Origin of the sequence: Pseudoalteromonas sp. NEC-BIFX-2020_015 (assembly GCF_012952265.1) — a bacterium.
Lineage (GTDB): Bacteria > Pseudomonadota > Gammaproteobacteria > Enterobacterales > Alteromonadaceae > Pseudoalteromonas > Pseudoalteromonas neustonica.
Genome location: NZ_JABCJL010000024.1, coordinates 36200 through 50928, shown reverse-complemented (window position 1 = coordinate 50928; position 14729 = coordinate 36200). Strand labels below are relative to the sequence as shown.

Sequence of the window (14729 nt, the reverse complement as noted above, 5' to 3'; positions counted from 1 at the left end):
TCCTGATTTGAGGCCAGCAAAATAAGGATGTTGTGATGTCTTGGTTTAAACAACTATGGCAAAATAGCCGTGAAAAAGGTCAGTATTACGAGTTACAAGCGCAAAAGTATTTAGAAGAGCAAGGTTTAATAGCCATTGAGCGCAACTATAACTGCCCCTACGGCGAACTAGATGTGATAATGCGTGATGGTGATACATTAGTATTTGTTGAAGTGAAGTTTCGCAGTAGCCACATAAAAGGCGGCGCGCTGCATGCACTTGGTAAACAAAAACAGCAACGTTTAAAACGTACAATTTATCATTATTTAGCATTTAAAAAACTGAGTAATCAAGCGCTCAGAATTGACTTTGTCGCAATAACCGGCGAAGTGCCGCAACAACTTAATTGGATAAAAAACGTATTTTAATATGCAAGATACAATAAAAGAAATTTTTACAGAAAGTATTCAAGTGCAGATTGCTGCAGGTGAAGTTTTGCCTAGTGCGTTAGAAAGCGCCGCATTCACAATTGCGCAAAGCTTAATCAATGGTAATAAATTGATTTTTTGCGGCACAGCAAGCTGTCATATGCTGGCTCAACACATGGCTGGTGTGTTGATTAATTTTTATGAAACAGAACGCCCGTGCTTACCTGCAATTGCGTTATCGCAAGAGCATATTAACTTAGGTCAAACGAGCCAAAGTGACGAACAAGATACATTTGCTCGCCAAGTGCGTGCGTTTGCACAACAAGGTGATTTATTGTTGGTACTGGCCATTAATGGTAATGAAAAGAATATTATTTCTGCGGTTGAGGCTGCGTTAACTAAAGATATGAAAGTGATCGTTTTAGTTGGTGATGATGGTGGTGAATTAGCAGGCTTGCTTGGCGCAAATGATGTTGAGATCCGCGTACCATCAAAGCGCCCTAGTCGCATTATAGAGTCACACTTAGTTAACCTTCATTGCCTAAGTGAGCTAATCGATTTAACCCTATTTCCACAGGATGAAAGTTAATGCTCAAGCACTCACTTATTATTATCAGTACCGTTTTATTTTTACAAGGTTGCGCCGTTGCCGTTGTTGCAGGAACTGCTGGCGCAGTAACTGCAGCGAATGATCGCCGAACTTTGGGTTCGCAAATTGATGATAACAACATCGAGATCAAAGCTAACTTATCTATAAATGAGATACCACGCTTAGCAGATCATGCCAATATAAGCGCTGTAAGCGTTAATGGCATTGTTTTATTGATAGGGCAAGTTGCCAATCAAGAAATGAAAAATGAAGCCCATCGTGCGATTGAGACAGTAATAGGCATACGTAAGATCCATAATCAGATTCGTATCGGTTCTAATATTAGCATTAGCACAAAAACACACGATTCGTGGTTAACATCAAAAGTAAAAACAAAGCTACTTACTACCGATAATATTAGTAGTAATAACATCAAAGTAATTACTGAAAATGGCGAAGTTTTCTTAATGGGTTTAGTCTCCAACTCCGAGGCTAACACGGCTGTAAGCGTTGCCCGTAACGTATCTGGTGTTGAACGTGTAATTAAAGTGTTTGAGTATTTGTAAAGGTATCAGGTTCGAGGAGTTTAAAAGCCTTGCAGTTAATATCGCAAAGTTTTTTAATTCCTGTAGGCGGGAGTTTACCTCGCGCATCTTCACTAAAAAACGCGGGGTAAACAATCAACCTTAACCCGCTTCTAGCAGCTCGTCGCCTATGAACTTTAACACCACCTGCGCGGCATAAAGCCCCGCCTACAATAAACCCAAACACCCATACCAATCCCGTAGTCCATAGTTTACCTAGCACTTAGTACCAAGTCACTTCCCTAGCACCTTTGATTTTTACCTTTAATGCGCTTTTATACAGACATAAAAAAACCGCTACTTAGCGGTTTTTTTGTCAATTTACATATTATTTTACAACACGTAAATGCGAGCCTTTTTTGTTATCTGGCTTAGGCGGTGTAGGTTCATCATCAGGGGGGAACCCATCGTCTAAATCAACACTTTCTAGCTCACCTACAAAATCGTCTTCGTCCTCTAAAAACTCATCTGCGGTAAACACTGTGCCTTCTCCGTTTTCGCGGGCATAAATAGCAAGCACTGCACCAATTGGCACATATACTTGCATTGGCTGACCACCAAATCGGGCGCTAAAGCTTAATTGCTGATTATCCATCGAAAACTGCGTGACGGCTGAAGGGCTAATATTAAGCACAATTTGACCATCTTGGATAAACTGTGTTGGTATTTGCACTGCAGGAAAATCAGCGTTTACCACTAAATGTGGCGTACACTGATTATCAACAATCCAATCAAAAAAAGCGCGGAGTAAATAAGGACGATTAGACGTCATTACAAACGGATCTCACGCTCAGCTTCAGTCAAAGAAGCTTGGAATGATTCACGCTCAAATAAACGGATCATGTATTCTTTCATTTCTTTAGAACCAGCACCATTAAGCTCAATACCAAGTTCAGGCAAACGCCATAGTAGTGGTGCTAAGTAGCAATCAACTAAACTGAATTCTTCACTCATAAAGTAAGGAGCTTCAGTAAAGATTGCTGCAACAGCTAGTAATGCTTCTGTCAGCTCTTTACGTGCTTGAGCAGCATCTGCGCCATTGCCATAAACTTTTGCAGCAAGGCTATACCAGTCCGTATCGATACGATGCATCATTAGACGGCTACGGCCACGCATTACCGGATATACAGGCATTAGTGGAGGATGAGGAAAACGTTCATCAAGGTATTCCATGATGATATTTGCCTGATATAAACCTAACTCACGGTCAATCAGTGTTGGCACTGTACCGTAAGGGTTAATTTCATGAAGTGCTTCTGGCAGGTTGTCCTTTTCAGCCAGATGAATATCTACACTTACGCCTTTTTCAGCAAGTACAATACGTACTTGATGGCTATACATACAGTTAGCACCAGAAAAAAGGGTCATTACAGGGCGCTTATTGGCAGCTACGGCCATGCCTACCTCCATTAAATAACAAAAACAGCAATAGGGGCTTAAGCCCCTATTGCAAAATTACCTTTAAATATGTTCAAACTTAATGAACATCTCTCCAGTATTCTTTCTTAAGCATGAATGCCAAGATAAACAGGATAATTAAAAATCCGATTACCTTAAGACCTAACGCTTCTGAATCAAGACGTGAAGGTTCACCCACGTATTCGAGGAAGTTAGTTAAATCACGAGCCGCTTGGTCGTATTCATCCACACTCATTTCGCCCGACCCATCTGTTTCAGTGCCAATAACTTTAGTCACAGTGTGACCATGTTCTTCAACCTGTTCAGTAATAGGTGTTGGTAAGCCTTGCAATTCCTGAAGAACGTGAGGCATACCTACCGATGGGAAAACAATATTGTTTACGCCAAACGGACGAGATTCATCTTTATAAAATGATTTTAAATACGTGTAAATATAATCCGGAGATTTTACACGTGCAATTAGAGTTAGATCCGGCGGAGCCGCACCAAACCATTTTGCTGCATCATCTTTTTCCATTGCATTGGTAATGTGACTACCGACTTTTGAACCATCAAAAATTAATTGTTCAAGACCTACTTCTGTAGGAATCCCGATATCACGAAAAGTACGTTCATAACGCTGATACTCCATTTGGTGACAACCAAGGCAGTAGTTCATGAACAACTTAGCACCACGTTGCAACGAAGGCTGATCAGTTAGGTCATTTCCAGCTTCCATTAATGGAACCGAAGGACCCGCCGCCATTGCCGGCAATACGTTTATTGATAAAGCAAATAAACCGATAATTAGCTTTTTCATCATTTCGTCAACCTCTCTGGCAATGGCTTAGTTTTTTCATTCTTACTGTATACAAACAACAGCACGAAGAACATAAAGTAAGTCACAGTACAGACTTGCGAGATAATCGTTTTCATATCAGTTTGAGGAGTTGCACCCACCCAACCTAATAGAACGAAAGTAACCACAAAACCTGCAATATTCCATTTATGGAAGCCACAACGATAACGAACAGATTTAACTGTACCACGGTCAAGCCAAGGTAATAACGCAAGTACTACAATCGATGCGCCCATCGCAGCAACACCCATAAGTTTATCAGGGATTGCACGTAAGATTGCATAGAATGGCGTAAAGTACCACACTGGGAAAATATGCTCAGGAGTCTTAAGTGGATTTGCTGGCTCAAAGTTTGGCGCTTCTAAAAAGAACCCACCCATCGCTGGCATAAAGAACACAACCCAACAAAAGAAAATTAAGAAACCAACCACACCCACAATATCTTTTACTGTGTAGTAAGGATGGAACGGTATCGCATCAACAATGTCTTTCTTGTCAGTGTAATACTCATGGAATTTAAATTTAGGCTTATCTTCTTCAGCTACAGAGCCTTTCTTACGTTTGATTTCAACACCGTCAGGGTTATTTGAACCCACTTCGTGAAGTGCCACAATATGTAAGAATACTAAGATCACGATAACCAATGGCAATGCAATTACATGCAGTGCAAAGAAGCGGTTAAGCGTCGCACCAGATATTACATAATCACCACGGATCCAAAGCGTTAAGTCATCACCAATAACCGGAATAGCACCGAATAGTGAAATGATTACCTGTGCACCCCAAAACGACATTTGCCCCCAAGGTAATAAATACCCCATGAAAGCTTCAGCCATAAGTGCTAAGAAAATAAACATACCAAACAACCACAGTAATTCACGTGGTTTTTGATAAGAACCATAGATCATACCACGGAACATATGCAGATAAATAACGATGAAGAACGCTGACGCACCCGTTGAGTGCAAATAGCGTAATAACCAGCCGTATTCTACATCACGCATGATGTATTCTACTGACGCAAACGCGCCCTCAGCAGACGGAACATAGTTCATGGTTAACCAAATACCTGTAAGGATTTGGTTTACTAGCATTAACATGGCTAACGAGCCAAAGAAATACCAGAAATTAAAGTTTTTAGGTGCAGGATACTGTGCTATATGCATGTTCCAAACACGTGTCATTGGGATACGATCGTCGATCCAACCAATAATTTTACCAAACATTAGGCTACCCCTCTTTCTTCACCCACTAAAATAGTGGTCTCATCTAGAAAAGTATAAGGTGGTATTTCTAAGTTCAATGGAGCAGGTACCGATTGGAATACACGGCCAGCCATATCAAATTTAGAACCATGACATGGGCAGTAGAAACCGTCATCAGTTCCTTCTACCTTTTCACCAAATCCACCACTTAAAAACTGCGGTGAACATCCTAAATGCGTACAAATACCTACAGCGAGAAATATCTCTGGACGTAATGAACGGTAATCATTTGTTGATGATTCTAATTGTTGTGGCTCTTGCGATTGCGGATCACGAAGTTGACCTTCATGTTCTTTCATCTGCTCAAGCATTTTTGGGGTACGTGATACAACCCATACAGGTTTACCACGCCACTCGACACGTATTAATTGTCCAGGCTCAAGTTTGCTGATATCTACTTCTACAGGCGCACCCGCAGATTTAGCTCGCTCACTTGGATTCCAAGACGCAATAAAAGGAACAGCAGCCCCAGCCGCACCAACACCACCTACAACAGAGGTAGCTATGGTTAAAAAGCGACGTCGGCCATTGTCTACAGGCGCATTGCTCATCCACTTATCTCCACTATGATTCTCAACACTTGCCATATTGAGAACATCAGTTACAGCAGGTTAATTTTTCGAAATTTTAAAATAGAAGCGATCATAATTAAAACCCCTGACTAAAACAAGGTTATTAACAGCCTCATGCTCGAATAATCCCGACTTTATCAACTAATTGACTAAGTTAGCTCGAGCATAGAGCCGTCTCTATGATATGACTTTTACAAAAACAATATACTGACCAAGATCAACCTCACTAAGAGGAAGCAGAAAAACTGCACATGGTGCTGTTGAACTCACTCACATTACTTGCCAGACAATTGTAGCAAAAAAATTCATCAATTAACTGACGGATTTACACTAATTATGATAATTATTGAACTTTTTTTAGAGTTATACGCAGGAAAGGCAGTAGTAGGTTAATTATTAGGCGTATATTTAATACGAGTTTGTTGGTTACTTATAAAAAGTGCGAGTTTTCGAATACTGTAGATTTCTGTTTCAAAGGGTACACTGAGCTTTAAAGTATTCGTGGCGTTCTTTTACCCATGGGTTTCGTGATACTTAACCCACGCTACGGTGTATAGGTTGACACTGTACTACTCGCTAACTTTACTCTCGCTAGCTTTTATAGCTCTAAAAAACAAAAAACCCAGCATAAGCTGGGTTTTTGAATTCTTGATAACGTAAATATTAACGTTTTGAGAACTGTGGACGCTTACGCGCTTTCTTAAGACCCACTTTCTTACGCTCAACTTTACGTGCATCACGTGTAACGAAACCTGCTTTACGAAGTTGTGGACGTAGTGACTCGTCAAACTCCATAAGTGCACGAGTGATACCGTGACGGATAGCACCAGCTTGACCAGTAGTACCACCACCAGAAACGGTGATGTAAAGATCAAACTTTTCAGTCATATCAACAAGCCCTAGAGCTTGATGAACAACCATGCGTGCTGTATCGCGACCAAAATACTCTTCTAAAGAGCGATTGTTGATTACGATGTTACCAGTGCCTGGGCGTAAGAATACGCGAGCACTTGAACTTTTACGACGACCTGTACCGTAGTATTGATTTGCCATGTTAGTGCTCCTTAAATGTCTAGAACCTGAGGCTGTTGTGCAGCATGGTTGTGCTCAGTACCAGTGTAAACCTTAAGTTTACGGTACATTGCGCGGCCTAAAGGACCACGTGGCAACATGCCCTTAACAGCCTTCTCGATGATCATTTCAGGCTTTGCAGCTTGAAGTTTATCAAAAGTAGTAGACTTAAGACCACCTGGAAAACCAGAGTGTGAATAGTACACTTTGTTTTTGAATTTGTTACCAGTTACAGTAACTTTTTCAGCGTTGATAACGATGATATAATCACCAGTATCTACGTGCGGTGTATATTCAACTTTATGCTTACCGCGTAGGCGATGAGCGATTTCAGTAGCGATACGACCTAAAGTTTTACCTTCAGCGTCAACTACATACCAGTCACGTTTTACTGTTTCCGGTTTAGCAACAAACGTTTTCATTTATAAAAATCCAATGTTTTTCAATTAAAACCACAGGTAATTATTATTAATTACCGCTCTAAATGTTTGCTCCAACCCCTTCGAGTTTAAGACTTGTGCGCCATTCAAAAGAGGCTAATCTAATGAAGGCAATAGAACGCAACGTGGCAGACGCGGGAGTATACCAGCACTTTTACCACATTGCTACTCAACGGTTGTTTTTTCCGCAAGAAATTTGTTCTATAAGCTATAAGCTGTAAGCTGTAAGCTGTAAGCTGTAAGCTGTAAGCTGTAAATTTTGTTTGTATTAACTTACGTGTCAAGAAAAGCTTGCCTTAACTGACGGCTCAGACTACGCCAAATGCTCTCTTGCTAAATACTCTAACGACTGCATTTCTTGCAATCGACTAATACAACGCTTGAACTCAAAATTAAGATTTCCTTGCGTGTATAACTCAGTGATTGGTTTTTCTGCTGAGATGATCAATGTTACGTGGCGCTCGTAAAACTCATCGACCAATGCAATAAAGCGACGTGCTGCATCATCATTACTTTGCCCGAGTTGTTTTACGTTCGATAAAATCACCGTATTATATAATCGGCTTATTTCCATGTAATCAACTTGGCTACGTGCGCTTTCACATAGCTCAGCAAAATCAAACATCACAATACAATCGGATACTTTGCGGGTTTTGATCATTCGCCCTTCTATTTGTATAGAAGTATCGAGCTTGCCAGGCTCTGGCGATAGCTTATCAAAATACTCAAACAAGTTTTTATCAGCTTGCTCATCCAACGGGCTATGAAATATCTCAGCCTGCTCCAAAGTACGTAATCGGTAATCAATACCCGAATCCACATTCACAATTTCAGTGTTTGCATTTACGAGTGCTATTGCTGGTAAAAAACGAGCTCGCTGCAGGCCATTGCGATATAATTCGTCAGGCACAATATTGGACGTTGCCACTAAAACGATACCACGAGCAAATAATGCCTCCATTAAACCGCCAAGTAGCATGGCATCTGTGATGTCTTGTACAAAAAATTCGTCAAAGCAGATAATGTCAGTTTCAGCTTTGAGAATATCAGCCACCACTTCAAGTGGATCAGCCGTTTTATTGAGCTTTTTAAGCTCATCGTGAACACGGTGCATAAAGCGATGGAAATGCACGCGCATTTTGCGTGTTCCCGGTAGCGCCTCATAAAAGGTATCGACTAAATAGGTTTTACCGCGACCCACACCACCCCAAAAGTACAAACCTTTTATAGGAGCCGTGCTATCTTTACTAAATAGCTTCGCAAACCAACCTTGAGTCGCAGGTTTTTGAGTCGTTAAATCATCGTATAACCTTTGTAGGTGACGCACTGCATTTTCTTGTGCGGCATCATAAACAAAGTCATCACGCTGTAGATCTTGTTGGTATTTTTGCCAAGGAGTCATAGATTATTACAATAAAACACGGTTTAATTTGCGCAATATATTAACACGCATCGTAACTCGGGGTATATTATCCGCAGCAGAAATTATTTTTGAATATACGCTTTATGCGTAATTTTAGTTATTTTCCCAAAGGGGTAGAATTTATGGGTACAGTTACTTGGATCGGCATTATTATTATTGTGGCAGTTGCGGCGTTTTTCCTCGGCGCATTTGTAACTAAAAAGCAATTTAAACAAGATGAGCTAGAACAACAGGCTGAACAGGCAAAAAATGCACTTGAGCAATACCGTCAAGATGTTGCCGATCATCTAGCAAGTACAGGTAAGCTCGTTAATAAGATGAAAGACAATTATGATCAGCTACTTGATCACGTTGAAGAAACAAACAAATTACTCGTTAATGATAAAAAGCAGCACCCTGCTGAACCATTTTTCTCAAAAGAAACCACAGAACAATTACAACGCTCATTAAAAGAGCGTCAGAGCGATCGCTCATCAGCTCATGCACAACCAGCTGACTATGTATCAGGTGAGTCAGGGTTATTTGCAGGCGAGAATAAAGAGCCTGAATCAGCGAAAGCGTCTTAGGGCGCGTTGACCTTTCGTGATTGATTTTGCAGCAGTATGTTTGGTATTTAGGCAAGGCAGAGCCTATGCAGTGTGGTTGTTCCCCATAAATAAGCGATAACGCAGTATAAATGCCAAACATGCGCTGCCCAAAGGGTTCTTCCTAGGGGCGATTGACTCTTTGTTGCTCGGTTTTTACTTAGCCCGCTAGGTTACAAACCTCGCGCCGCGATTAAATAGCCCCTAGATTGAACAAATTTCAATCCACAAAGGTCAACACGCCCTAGTAATTTCAAATATTCTAAAGTGTCTTGATGAACTTTTATTTGACCCCATAGTCTGTAGATAGAGCAGCTTATGTTTTATATGCATACCTAAAGACACTGAAATATATTTTCCAGTGCATTAGATACAACATTGATAAAAGGCTGCATTTGCAGCCTTTTTTGTGTGTGCTTTTTCTGTAAAGTGGAGTAAACCCTGACTATGAAAATGAAATTATCGTTAATCAGTGCAGCTATGGTATCTGCCAGCTTGTTATTAACCCCTGCAATCTCAGTGGCTAAAATGCCTATCGCAGTAAATGGTCAACAATTACCAACTTTAGCGCCCATGCTAGAACAAATAACGCCTGGTGTTGTCAGTATCCAAGTATCTGGTTCAAAAGAAGTGCGCCGTCGCGGTGACCCGCTCGACTTCTTTTTTGGCAATCCCCAACCGCGCAGCCAAAAGCGCCAATTTAGCGGTTTAGGCTCCGGTGTAATTATTGACGCCAAAGAAGGTTACGTTGTTACAAACAACCATGTAGTACAAGATGCGCAAACCATGCTTGTTACGCTTGAAGATGGCCGCGAATATGAAGCGAAGAAAATTGGCAGCGATAAAGAATCCGATATCGCCCTTTTACAAATAGATGCAGAAGACTTAATCGAAGTGAAACTTGCTAACTCTGATCAACTTCGCGTTGGTGACTTTGCGGTGGCGATTGGTAACCCATTTGGCTTGAGTCATACGGTAACATCAGGAATCGTTAGCGCTCTTGGCCGCAGCGGCTTAAATATAGAAGGCTACGAAGACTTCATTCAAACTGATGCAGCTATAAACCAAGGTAATTCCGGTGGCGCATTGGTTAACTTAAATGGCGAGTTGATTGGTATTAATACCGCTATTTTAGGCGCATCTGGTGGCAATGTAGGGATTGGCTTTGCAATTCCTTCCAATATGATGAAAAACCTCGTCGATCAAATTGTTGAACATGGCGAAGTACGTAGAGGCTCATTAGGTATATCTGGCCGCCCTCTCGATGCAGGCCTTGCCAAAGCGCAAAAGCTAGATGTAAAACAAGGTGCTTATGTGATGAAGGTCACTGATGATTCAGCTGCAAGTAAAGCAGGGATCCAAGCAGGTGATGTAATTGTTAGTATAGATGGCACAGATATAAGTGGCTTCCATGAGCTACGCAGTAAAATTGCGACTCTGGGCGAAGGTAAAAAAGTTAAATTGGGAATTTATCGCGATGGTAAAATCAAAACGATAAAAGTAACTCTTGATGGTGCAGCAGGTCTAACAGCCGCTGGTGACGAACTACATCCTGCATTCCAAGGTGCAACTCTCGAAAGCGTACAGAAAAATGGCGCTAAAGGAATTGAATTAACATCTGTCGATCCTCGTTCTCCATCAGCAAGAGTGGGACTTGAGGAAGGCGACATTATTATGCAAGTGAATCGTCAACGCGTCGAATCGATTCGTGATATGAACAAAATCATCGAAAACACCAAGGGAAATATTGTGCTTGGCGTAAAACGAGGCCGCGAATCTGTATTTGTACTCATTCAGTAAGCAATAAACACATTTAATAACATAAAAAATAACAGTGGCACTTGCCGCTGTTATTTTTTTTGTGCCATCATAAAGGGAATGCCCACTAATAATAAGAAAACCGTGCTGAAATTCTTTAAGTTTGTCCTTCCACCACTTTTTGCAGGCCTTGGGATTGCGTTTTTAGTGGTGTTTTTTAGCCCTAATATGCGAGCGTCACTATTACCTAACGTCCCCTTGCCCAGCGCAATGAGTGCACAACATCTTAGCTTTGCTGATGCAGTGCAACGTGCTGCACCTTCTGTTGTCACTATCTTTTCAGAAAGCATTTCTAGCCAACCTCGTTATAAGCGCCAAAATACCGTAAGGGAGTTAGGTTCAGGGGTAATAATGTCTAGTGACGGGTACATTTTAACGAACTATCATGTCATTAATAATGCTGATCAAATTATTGTAATTTTAACCGATGGCCGACGCTTTTTTGATGTGCAGTTAATTGGCTTTGATACCATTACTGATTTAGCGTTATTAAAAATTAATGTAGAGCATTTGCCTGTTATTCCAATCAGTGAGCGATTCTCGCCCCGCGTTGGTGATGTAGTGCTGGCAATAGGTAACCCATTAAACCTTGGCCAAACAATTACCCAAGGGATTATAAGTGCTACAGGTAAGCAAAAAATCACCGATAGCCCCTATAATAACCTGCTACAAATGGATGCTGCGATTAATGTCGGTAATTCAGGTGGTGCACTGGTTAATTCTAATGGCGACTTGGTAGGCATTACTTCCGCACAATTTAAAACCCGTGAGAATTTAGATATTCAGGGTATTTTCTTTGCTGTGCCTTATTCATTGGCGAAAGAAGTTATGGATAAACTGATCCGCCATGGTCGTGTTGTTAGAGGTTACTTAGGCTTTACGGGTACTGCCGTAGATACGACTGGCAAAGAAGTAAGTGATAACTTTACACCGGTTTCAGGGCTGCGTATTACTAATTTAGACCCGTTAGGTCCAGCATGGCAAGCGGGCATCAAAGAGCAAGATATTGTTATTAAAATTGCGGGGGTGAGCGTATCTAACCCACAACAAACATTGAGTACCATAGGAAACTCAGAACCCGGTGAAAAAATTGAGTTTGAGCTTTATCGTGACGGAAAAATTCAAAAAGTAATGCTGACAGTTGCAGAGCTAGAAACCAAGTTATAAAAACCTAGGGTCCTAGGGTCCTAGGGTCCTAGGGTCCTAGGACCCTAGAACAACTTAACTACTTCTACGTTTAATATTTGCACCCAACGCACTCAGCTTATCTTCGATACGCTGATAACCACGATCTACATGATAAATACGGTCAACAACCGTTTCACCTTGCGCAACAATACCGGTCAAAATTAAGCTTGCAGATGCACGTAAGTCAGTTGCCATTACCTGTGCGCCGCTCAAGCTTTTAGTGTCGCCACAAATTGCAGTGTTACCTTCTAAGCGAATATTAGCGCCCATACGTTGCAGTTCAGGGACATGCATAAAGCGGTTTTCAAAAATCGTTTCTGTGATTGTTGCGCTGCCATTTGCAACCACATTTAACGCGGTAAACTGGGCTTGCATATCAGTTGGAAAACCCGGATGAGGCATGGTTTTGATATTAACTGCTTTTAACTCGCGGCCACGCATATCTAAATAAATGCTATCGCTATGAACTTCGACTAATGCATTAGCGGCGCGTAATTTTTCAATGACTGGCTCAAGGCTATGAAAATCAGTTAACTTACATAACACTTCGCCGCCAGCCATCGCTGCGGCAACCAAAAACGTACCGGTTTCAATGCGATCAGGTAAAATGCGGTGTTCACACCCACTTAGCTTTTCGACACCTTCAACTTCAATACGACTAGTGCCTGCTCCGGTGATTTTTGCACCCATTGCAGTTAAGCAAGTAGCTAAATCAACAATCTCAGGTTCACGAGCCGCATTCTCTAATACTGTTTTACCATCAGCAAGCGTTGCCGCCATTAATAAGTTTTCAGTGGCTCCGACGCTAACCATTTCCATATAAATTTCAGCGCCTTTGAGTCGCCCATCAACGGTGGCATTGATATAACCATTTTCAACGTTAATCGTCGCGCCCATGCGCTCTAAACCTTGAATATGAATATCAACTGGGCGCGCACCAATAGCGCAACCACCAGGCAATGATACCTGCGCTTGACCAAAACGAGCAACCAAAGGTCCAAGTGCAAGCACTGATGCACGCATTTGTTTAACAAGCTCATAAGGGGCAAGTGTTTTATCAACTTTGCCACCATCAATTATAAGCTGATCGCCATGCCATTGTATTTCTGCGCCAAGCGTTTTTAATAGTGCTTCAGTAGTGCCGATATCACGTAAGCGAGGGACATTGTTAAATGTGCTTTTACCGTGTGCTAACAATGCAGCAAATAAAATAGGTAAAGCTGCATTTTTAGCGCCTGAAATAGTGACTTCACCGGCAAGCCCGGTTCCACCCTGAATTACAAATTGATCCATGAGGAAACCTTTTTATTGAGGTAAAATGAATTTTTGTTCGCGCTTCCACTCTGTCGGGGTAAAAGCCCGAATCGATACCGCATGGATCGTGCCGTCAGAAATCGTATTCATTAACGGGCCATAAACTAGCTGTTGTTTTTTTACACGGCTTAATCCGTCAAAACATTCACCTACAGCAATCACTTCATAATGACTACCGTTGGCTTTAACATGTACTTCGGCTAATTGCAGTTCGTCGCGCAATAAAGTTTCAACTTGGCTAGTTTCCATAACTCTCACTCAAATAGGTTTGTGACCTGCCCCAACTGCATTAATTTTTGCAATTGTTCAGGGATATTTTGCAATTCAAGGCGTATGCCTTGTTGCTTTAATTCTGCGAAAGAGTGAATTAACCAAGCTAAGCCCGCCGTGTCAACCCTAGATACATCAGAAAGGTCAAAATACCATGTTTTATGGTTACTTTGTGAGTGTTTATTAACAAGTGGTTCAGCTGAAATTGAATTTCGGGTCAATTCTCCACTGACCCGAAACTGCGCATCACTGAGTTTCGTGACGGTGACTTTACTCATCACCACCTTCACCTCTAAACTGCACTGGTAATGTGCTTTTTTGCTCTAGTAAGTTACTTACATGCTCAATACCTTGCTGGCGCAAGATACCTTGAAATTCACTTTGCTTGGCATCTAGTAAGCTAATACCTTCAGCAACCATATCATAAGCACGCCATTCACCGCTTCTATCTTCACGTACTTTGAAATCTATTTTGATTTCTGGCTTGCCCGACTCAACAATTTTAGTTTTAACTAATACGACGTCTTGTCCTGCAAACGCTTTACTTTGGCCAAACTCAACTTGCTGATTAGTGTATTGAGTAAAAACCCCCGCATAAGTCGCGACTAAATACTGCTGAAAAACATCAATAAAACGTTTAATGTCTTCAACTGCTTGCTTTTGCTCTGCTGGATCTTTAATTGCACGCACTTTTGATACATGACTGCCTAGTACACGTAATGCCGCATACTTGTAATCTATATAAGGCATAAGCTCTTCACTAACAATCACACGCAGGTGCTCGTTGTCTTGTTTAATTAAAGCCTGATCGCGCGTAATACGCTGAAAAGTGTTATCAGATACTTGGCGGACCATTTTATATGGGTCTTTCAAATCAACTGCATCACTGGCTACACTAACGGCGCTGACGGTCAACGCTAAAACCATTAAAAACTTTTTAAACATAA

The 14729-nt window shown here is 41.4% G+C and carries 18 protein-coding genes; 6 read left to right on the top strand and 12 right to left on the bottom strand.

What is annotated here, in order from left to right:
* Positions 1-35: 35 nt before the first annotated feature.
* From HH219_RS16360 to dolP, 3 genes are read left to right on the top strand one after another with little or no spacing between them, the layout of a single operon-like run.
* Positions 36-407 (top strand): YraN family protein, encoded by a 372-nt coding sequence (locus HH219_RS16360; protein WP_054204388.1) that lies wholly within the window; start codon positions 36-38, stop codon positions 405-407.
* A gap of 1 nt (position 408) precedes the next feature.
* Positions 409-996 (top strand): SIS domain-containing protein, encoded by a 588-nt coding sequence (locus tag HH219_RS16355; RefSeq protein ID WP_054204389.1) that lies wholly within the window; start codon positions 409-411, stop codon positions 994-996.
* A complete protein-coding gene (dolP, locus tag HH219_RS16350) occupies positions 996-1562 on the top strand; it encodes a division/outer membrane stress-associated lipid-binding lipoprotein (protein ID WP_054204390.1) in 567 nt (188 codons plus the stop codon). The genes HH219_RS16355 and dolP overlap by 1 nt, the downstream gene beginning before the upstream one ends.
* A gap of 346 nt (positions 1563-1908) precedes the next feature.
* Here the strand turns inward: dolP and HH219_RS16345 are convergent, their stop codons facing one another.
* From HH219_RS16345 to zapE, 8 genes are all read right to left on the bottom strand, one after another.
* Positions 1909-2352, bottom strand: coding sequence for a ClpXP protease specificity-enhancing factor (locus HH219_RS16345; protein WP_169328076.1), 444 nt, complete (start codon positions 2350-2352; stop codon positions 1909-1911).
* Positions 2352-2978 carry a stringent starvation protein SspA gene (gene sspA / locus HH219_RS16340; protein ID WP_054204392.1) on the bottom strand — a complete coding sequence of 209 codons (627 nt, stop codon included), beginning with the start codon at positions 2976-2978 and terminating at the stop codon, positions 2352-2354. Before sspA ends, HH219_RS16345 begins: the two co-directional genes overlap by 1 nt.
* Before the next feature lie 79 nt (positions 2979-3057).
* On the bottom strand, positions 3058-3801 hold the full coding sequence (locus HH219_RS16335) for a cytochrome c1 (protein WP_054204393.1): 744 nt from the start codon (positions 3799-3801) through the stop codon (positions 3058-3060).
* Entirely contained in the window at positions 3798-5063 is a 1266-nt protein-coding gene (locus HH219_RS16330) for a cytochrome b N-terminal domain-containing protein (protein ID WP_054204394.1), read from the bottom strand. Before HH219_RS16330 ends, HH219_RS16335 begins: the two co-directional genes overlap by 4 nt.
* Positions 5063-5653, bottom strand: coding sequence for a ubiquinol-cytochrome c reductase iron-sulfur subunit (petA, locus tag HH219_RS16325; RefSeq protein ID WP_054204395.1), 591 nt, complete (start codon positions 5651-5653; stop codon positions 5063-5065). The genes HH219_RS16330 and petA overlap by 1 nt, the downstream gene beginning before the upstream one ends.
* 684 nt (positions 5654-6337) lie before the next feature.
* The gene (gene rpsI, locus HH219_RS16320; RefSeq protein ID WP_054204396.1) at positions 6338-6727 is read right to left on the bottom strand and encodes a 30S ribosomal protein S9; all 390 of its coding nucleotides are present in this window, start codon (positions 6725-6727) and stop codon (positions 6338-6340) included.
* Between the two features lie 11 nt (positions 6728-6738).
* A complete protein-coding gene (gene rplM / locus HH219_RS16315) occupies positions 6739-7167 on the bottom strand; it encodes a 50S ribosomal protein L13 (protein ID WP_007378318.1) in 429 nt (142 codons plus the stop codon).
* Positions 7168-7498: 331 nt separating this feature from the next.
* A complete protein-coding gene (gene zapE, locus HH219_RS16310; protein ID WP_054204397.1) occupies positions 7499-8587 on the bottom strand; it encodes a cell division protein ZapE in 1089 nt (362 codons plus the stop codon).
* 143 nt (positions 8588-8730) lie between these two features.
* Here zapE and HH219_RS16305 point away from each other — a divergent pair, with 143 nt between their 5' ends.
* From HH219_RS16305 to HH219_RS16295, 3 genes are all read left to right on the top strand, one after another.
* Positions 8731-9174, top strand: coding sequence for a YhcB family protein (locus HH219_RS16305; protein ID WP_054204398.1), 444 nt, complete (start codon positions 8731-8733; stop codon positions 9172-9174).
* A gap of 465 nt (positions 9175-9639) precedes the next feature.
* Complete coding sequence (locus HH219_RS16300; protein WP_054204399.1) at positions 9640-10992, top strand: DegQ family serine endoprotease; 1353 nt, start codon at positions 9640-9642, stop codon at positions 10990-10992.
* Between the two features lie 102 nt (positions 10993-11094).
* Positions 11095-12177 carry a trypsin-like peptidase domain-containing protein gene (locus HH219_RS16295; protein WP_054204553.1) on the top strand — a complete coding sequence of 361 codons (1083 nt, stop codon included), beginning with the start codon at positions 11095-11097 and terminating at the stop codon, positions 12175-12177.
* A gap of 54 nt (positions 12178-12231) precedes the next feature.
* Here HH219_RS16295 and murA read toward each other — a convergent pair whose 3' ends face one another.
* The 4 genes from murA to HH219_RS16275 are packed head-to-tail and all read right to left on the bottom strand — an operon-like array spanning position 12232 to position 14727.
* Positions 12232-13491 carry a UDP-N-acetylglucosamine 1-carboxyvinyltransferase gene (gene murA / locus HH219_RS16290; RefSeq protein WP_169328075.1) on the bottom strand — a complete coding sequence of 420 codons (1260 nt, stop codon included), beginning with the start codon at positions 13489-13491 and terminating at the stop codon, positions 12232-12234.
* A 12-nt stretch (positions 13492-13503) separates the two neighbouring features.
* Positions 13504-13761, bottom strand: coding sequence for a BolA family protein (locus HH219_RS16285; RefSeq protein WP_007378312.1), 258 nt, complete (start codon positions 13759-13761; stop codon positions 13504-13506).
* Positions 13762-13766: 5 nt separating this feature from the next.
* The gene (locus HH219_RS16280; RefSeq protein ID WP_169328074.1) at positions 13767-14060 is read right to left on the bottom strand and encodes an STAS domain-containing protein; all 294 of its coding nucleotides are present in this window, start codon (positions 14058-14060) and stop codon (positions 13767-13769) included.
* Complete coding sequence (locus tag HH219_RS16275) at positions 14053-14727, bottom strand: ABC transporter substrate-binding protein (protein WP_169328073.1); 675 nt, start codon at positions 14725-14727, stop codon at positions 14053-14055. The genes HH219_RS16280 and HH219_RS16275 overlap by 8 nt, the downstream gene beginning before the upstream one ends.
* Positions 14728-14729: the final 2 nt, after the last annotated feature.

Coding starts and splice junctions, on each gene's coding strand:
- HH219_RS16330 (WP_054204394.1), bottom strand. CDS start 5,063: ATGTTTGGTAAAATTATTGGTTGGATCGACGATCGTATCCCAATGACA.
- dolP (WP_054204390.1), top strand. CDS start 996: ATGCTCAAGCACTCACTTATTATTATCAGTACCGTTTTATTTTTACAA.
- sspA (WP_054204392.1), bottom strand. CDS start 2,978: ATGGCCGTAGCTGCCAATAAGCGCCCTGTAATGACCCTTTTTTCTGGT.
- petA (WP_054204395.1), bottom strand. CDS start 5,653: ATGAGCAATGCGCCTGTAGACAATGGCCGACGTCGCTTTTTAACCATA.
- rpsI (WP_054204396.1), bottom strand. CDS start 6,727: ATGGCAAATCAATACTACGGTACAGGTCGTCGTAAAAGTTCAAGTGCT.
- zapE (WP_054204397.1), bottom strand. CDS start 8,587: ATGACTCCTTGGCAAAAATACCAACAAGATCTACAGCGTGATGACTTT.
- HH219_RS16275 (WP_169328073.1), bottom strand. CDS start 14,727: ATGTTTAAAAAGTTTTTAATGGTTTTAGCGTTGACCGTCAGCGCCGTT.
- murA (WP_169328075.1), bottom strand. CDS start 13,491: ATGGATCAATTTGTAATTCAGGGTGGAACCGGGCTTGCCGGTGAAGTC.
- rplM (WP_007378318.1), bottom strand. CDS start 7,167: ATGAAAACGTTTGTTGCTAAACCGGAAACAGTAAAACGTGACTGGTAT.
- HH219_RS16360 (WP_054204388.1), top strand. CDS start 36: ATGTCTTGGTTTAAACAACTATGGCAAAATAGCCGTGAAAAAGGTCAG.
- HH219_RS16335 (WP_054204393.1), bottom strand. CDS start 3,801: ATGATGAAAAAGCTAATTATCGGTTTATTTGCTTTATCAATAAACGTA.
- HH219_RS16345 (WP_169328076.1), bottom strand. CDS start 2,352: ATGACGTCTAATCGTCCTTATTTACTCCGCGCTTTTTTTGATTGGATT.
- HH219_RS16355 (WP_054204389.1), top strand. CDS start 409: ATGCAAGATACAATAAAAGAAATTTTTACAGAAAGTATTCAAGTGCAG.
- HH219_RS16280 (WP_169328074.1), bottom strand. CDS start 14,060: ATGAGTAAAGTCACCGTCACGAAACTCAGTGATGCGCAGTTTCGGGTC.
- HH219_RS16305 (WP_054204398.1), top strand. CDS start 8,731: ATGGGTACAGTTACTTGGATCGGCATTATTATTATTGTGGCAGTTGCG.
- HH219_RS16300 (WP_054204399.1), top strand. CDS start 9,640: ATGAAAATGAAATTATCGTTAATCAGTGCAGCTATGGTATCTGCCAGC.
- HH219_RS16285 (WP_007378312.1), bottom strand. CDS start 13,761: ATGGAAACTAGCCAAGTTGAAACTTTATTGCGCGACGAACTGCAATTA.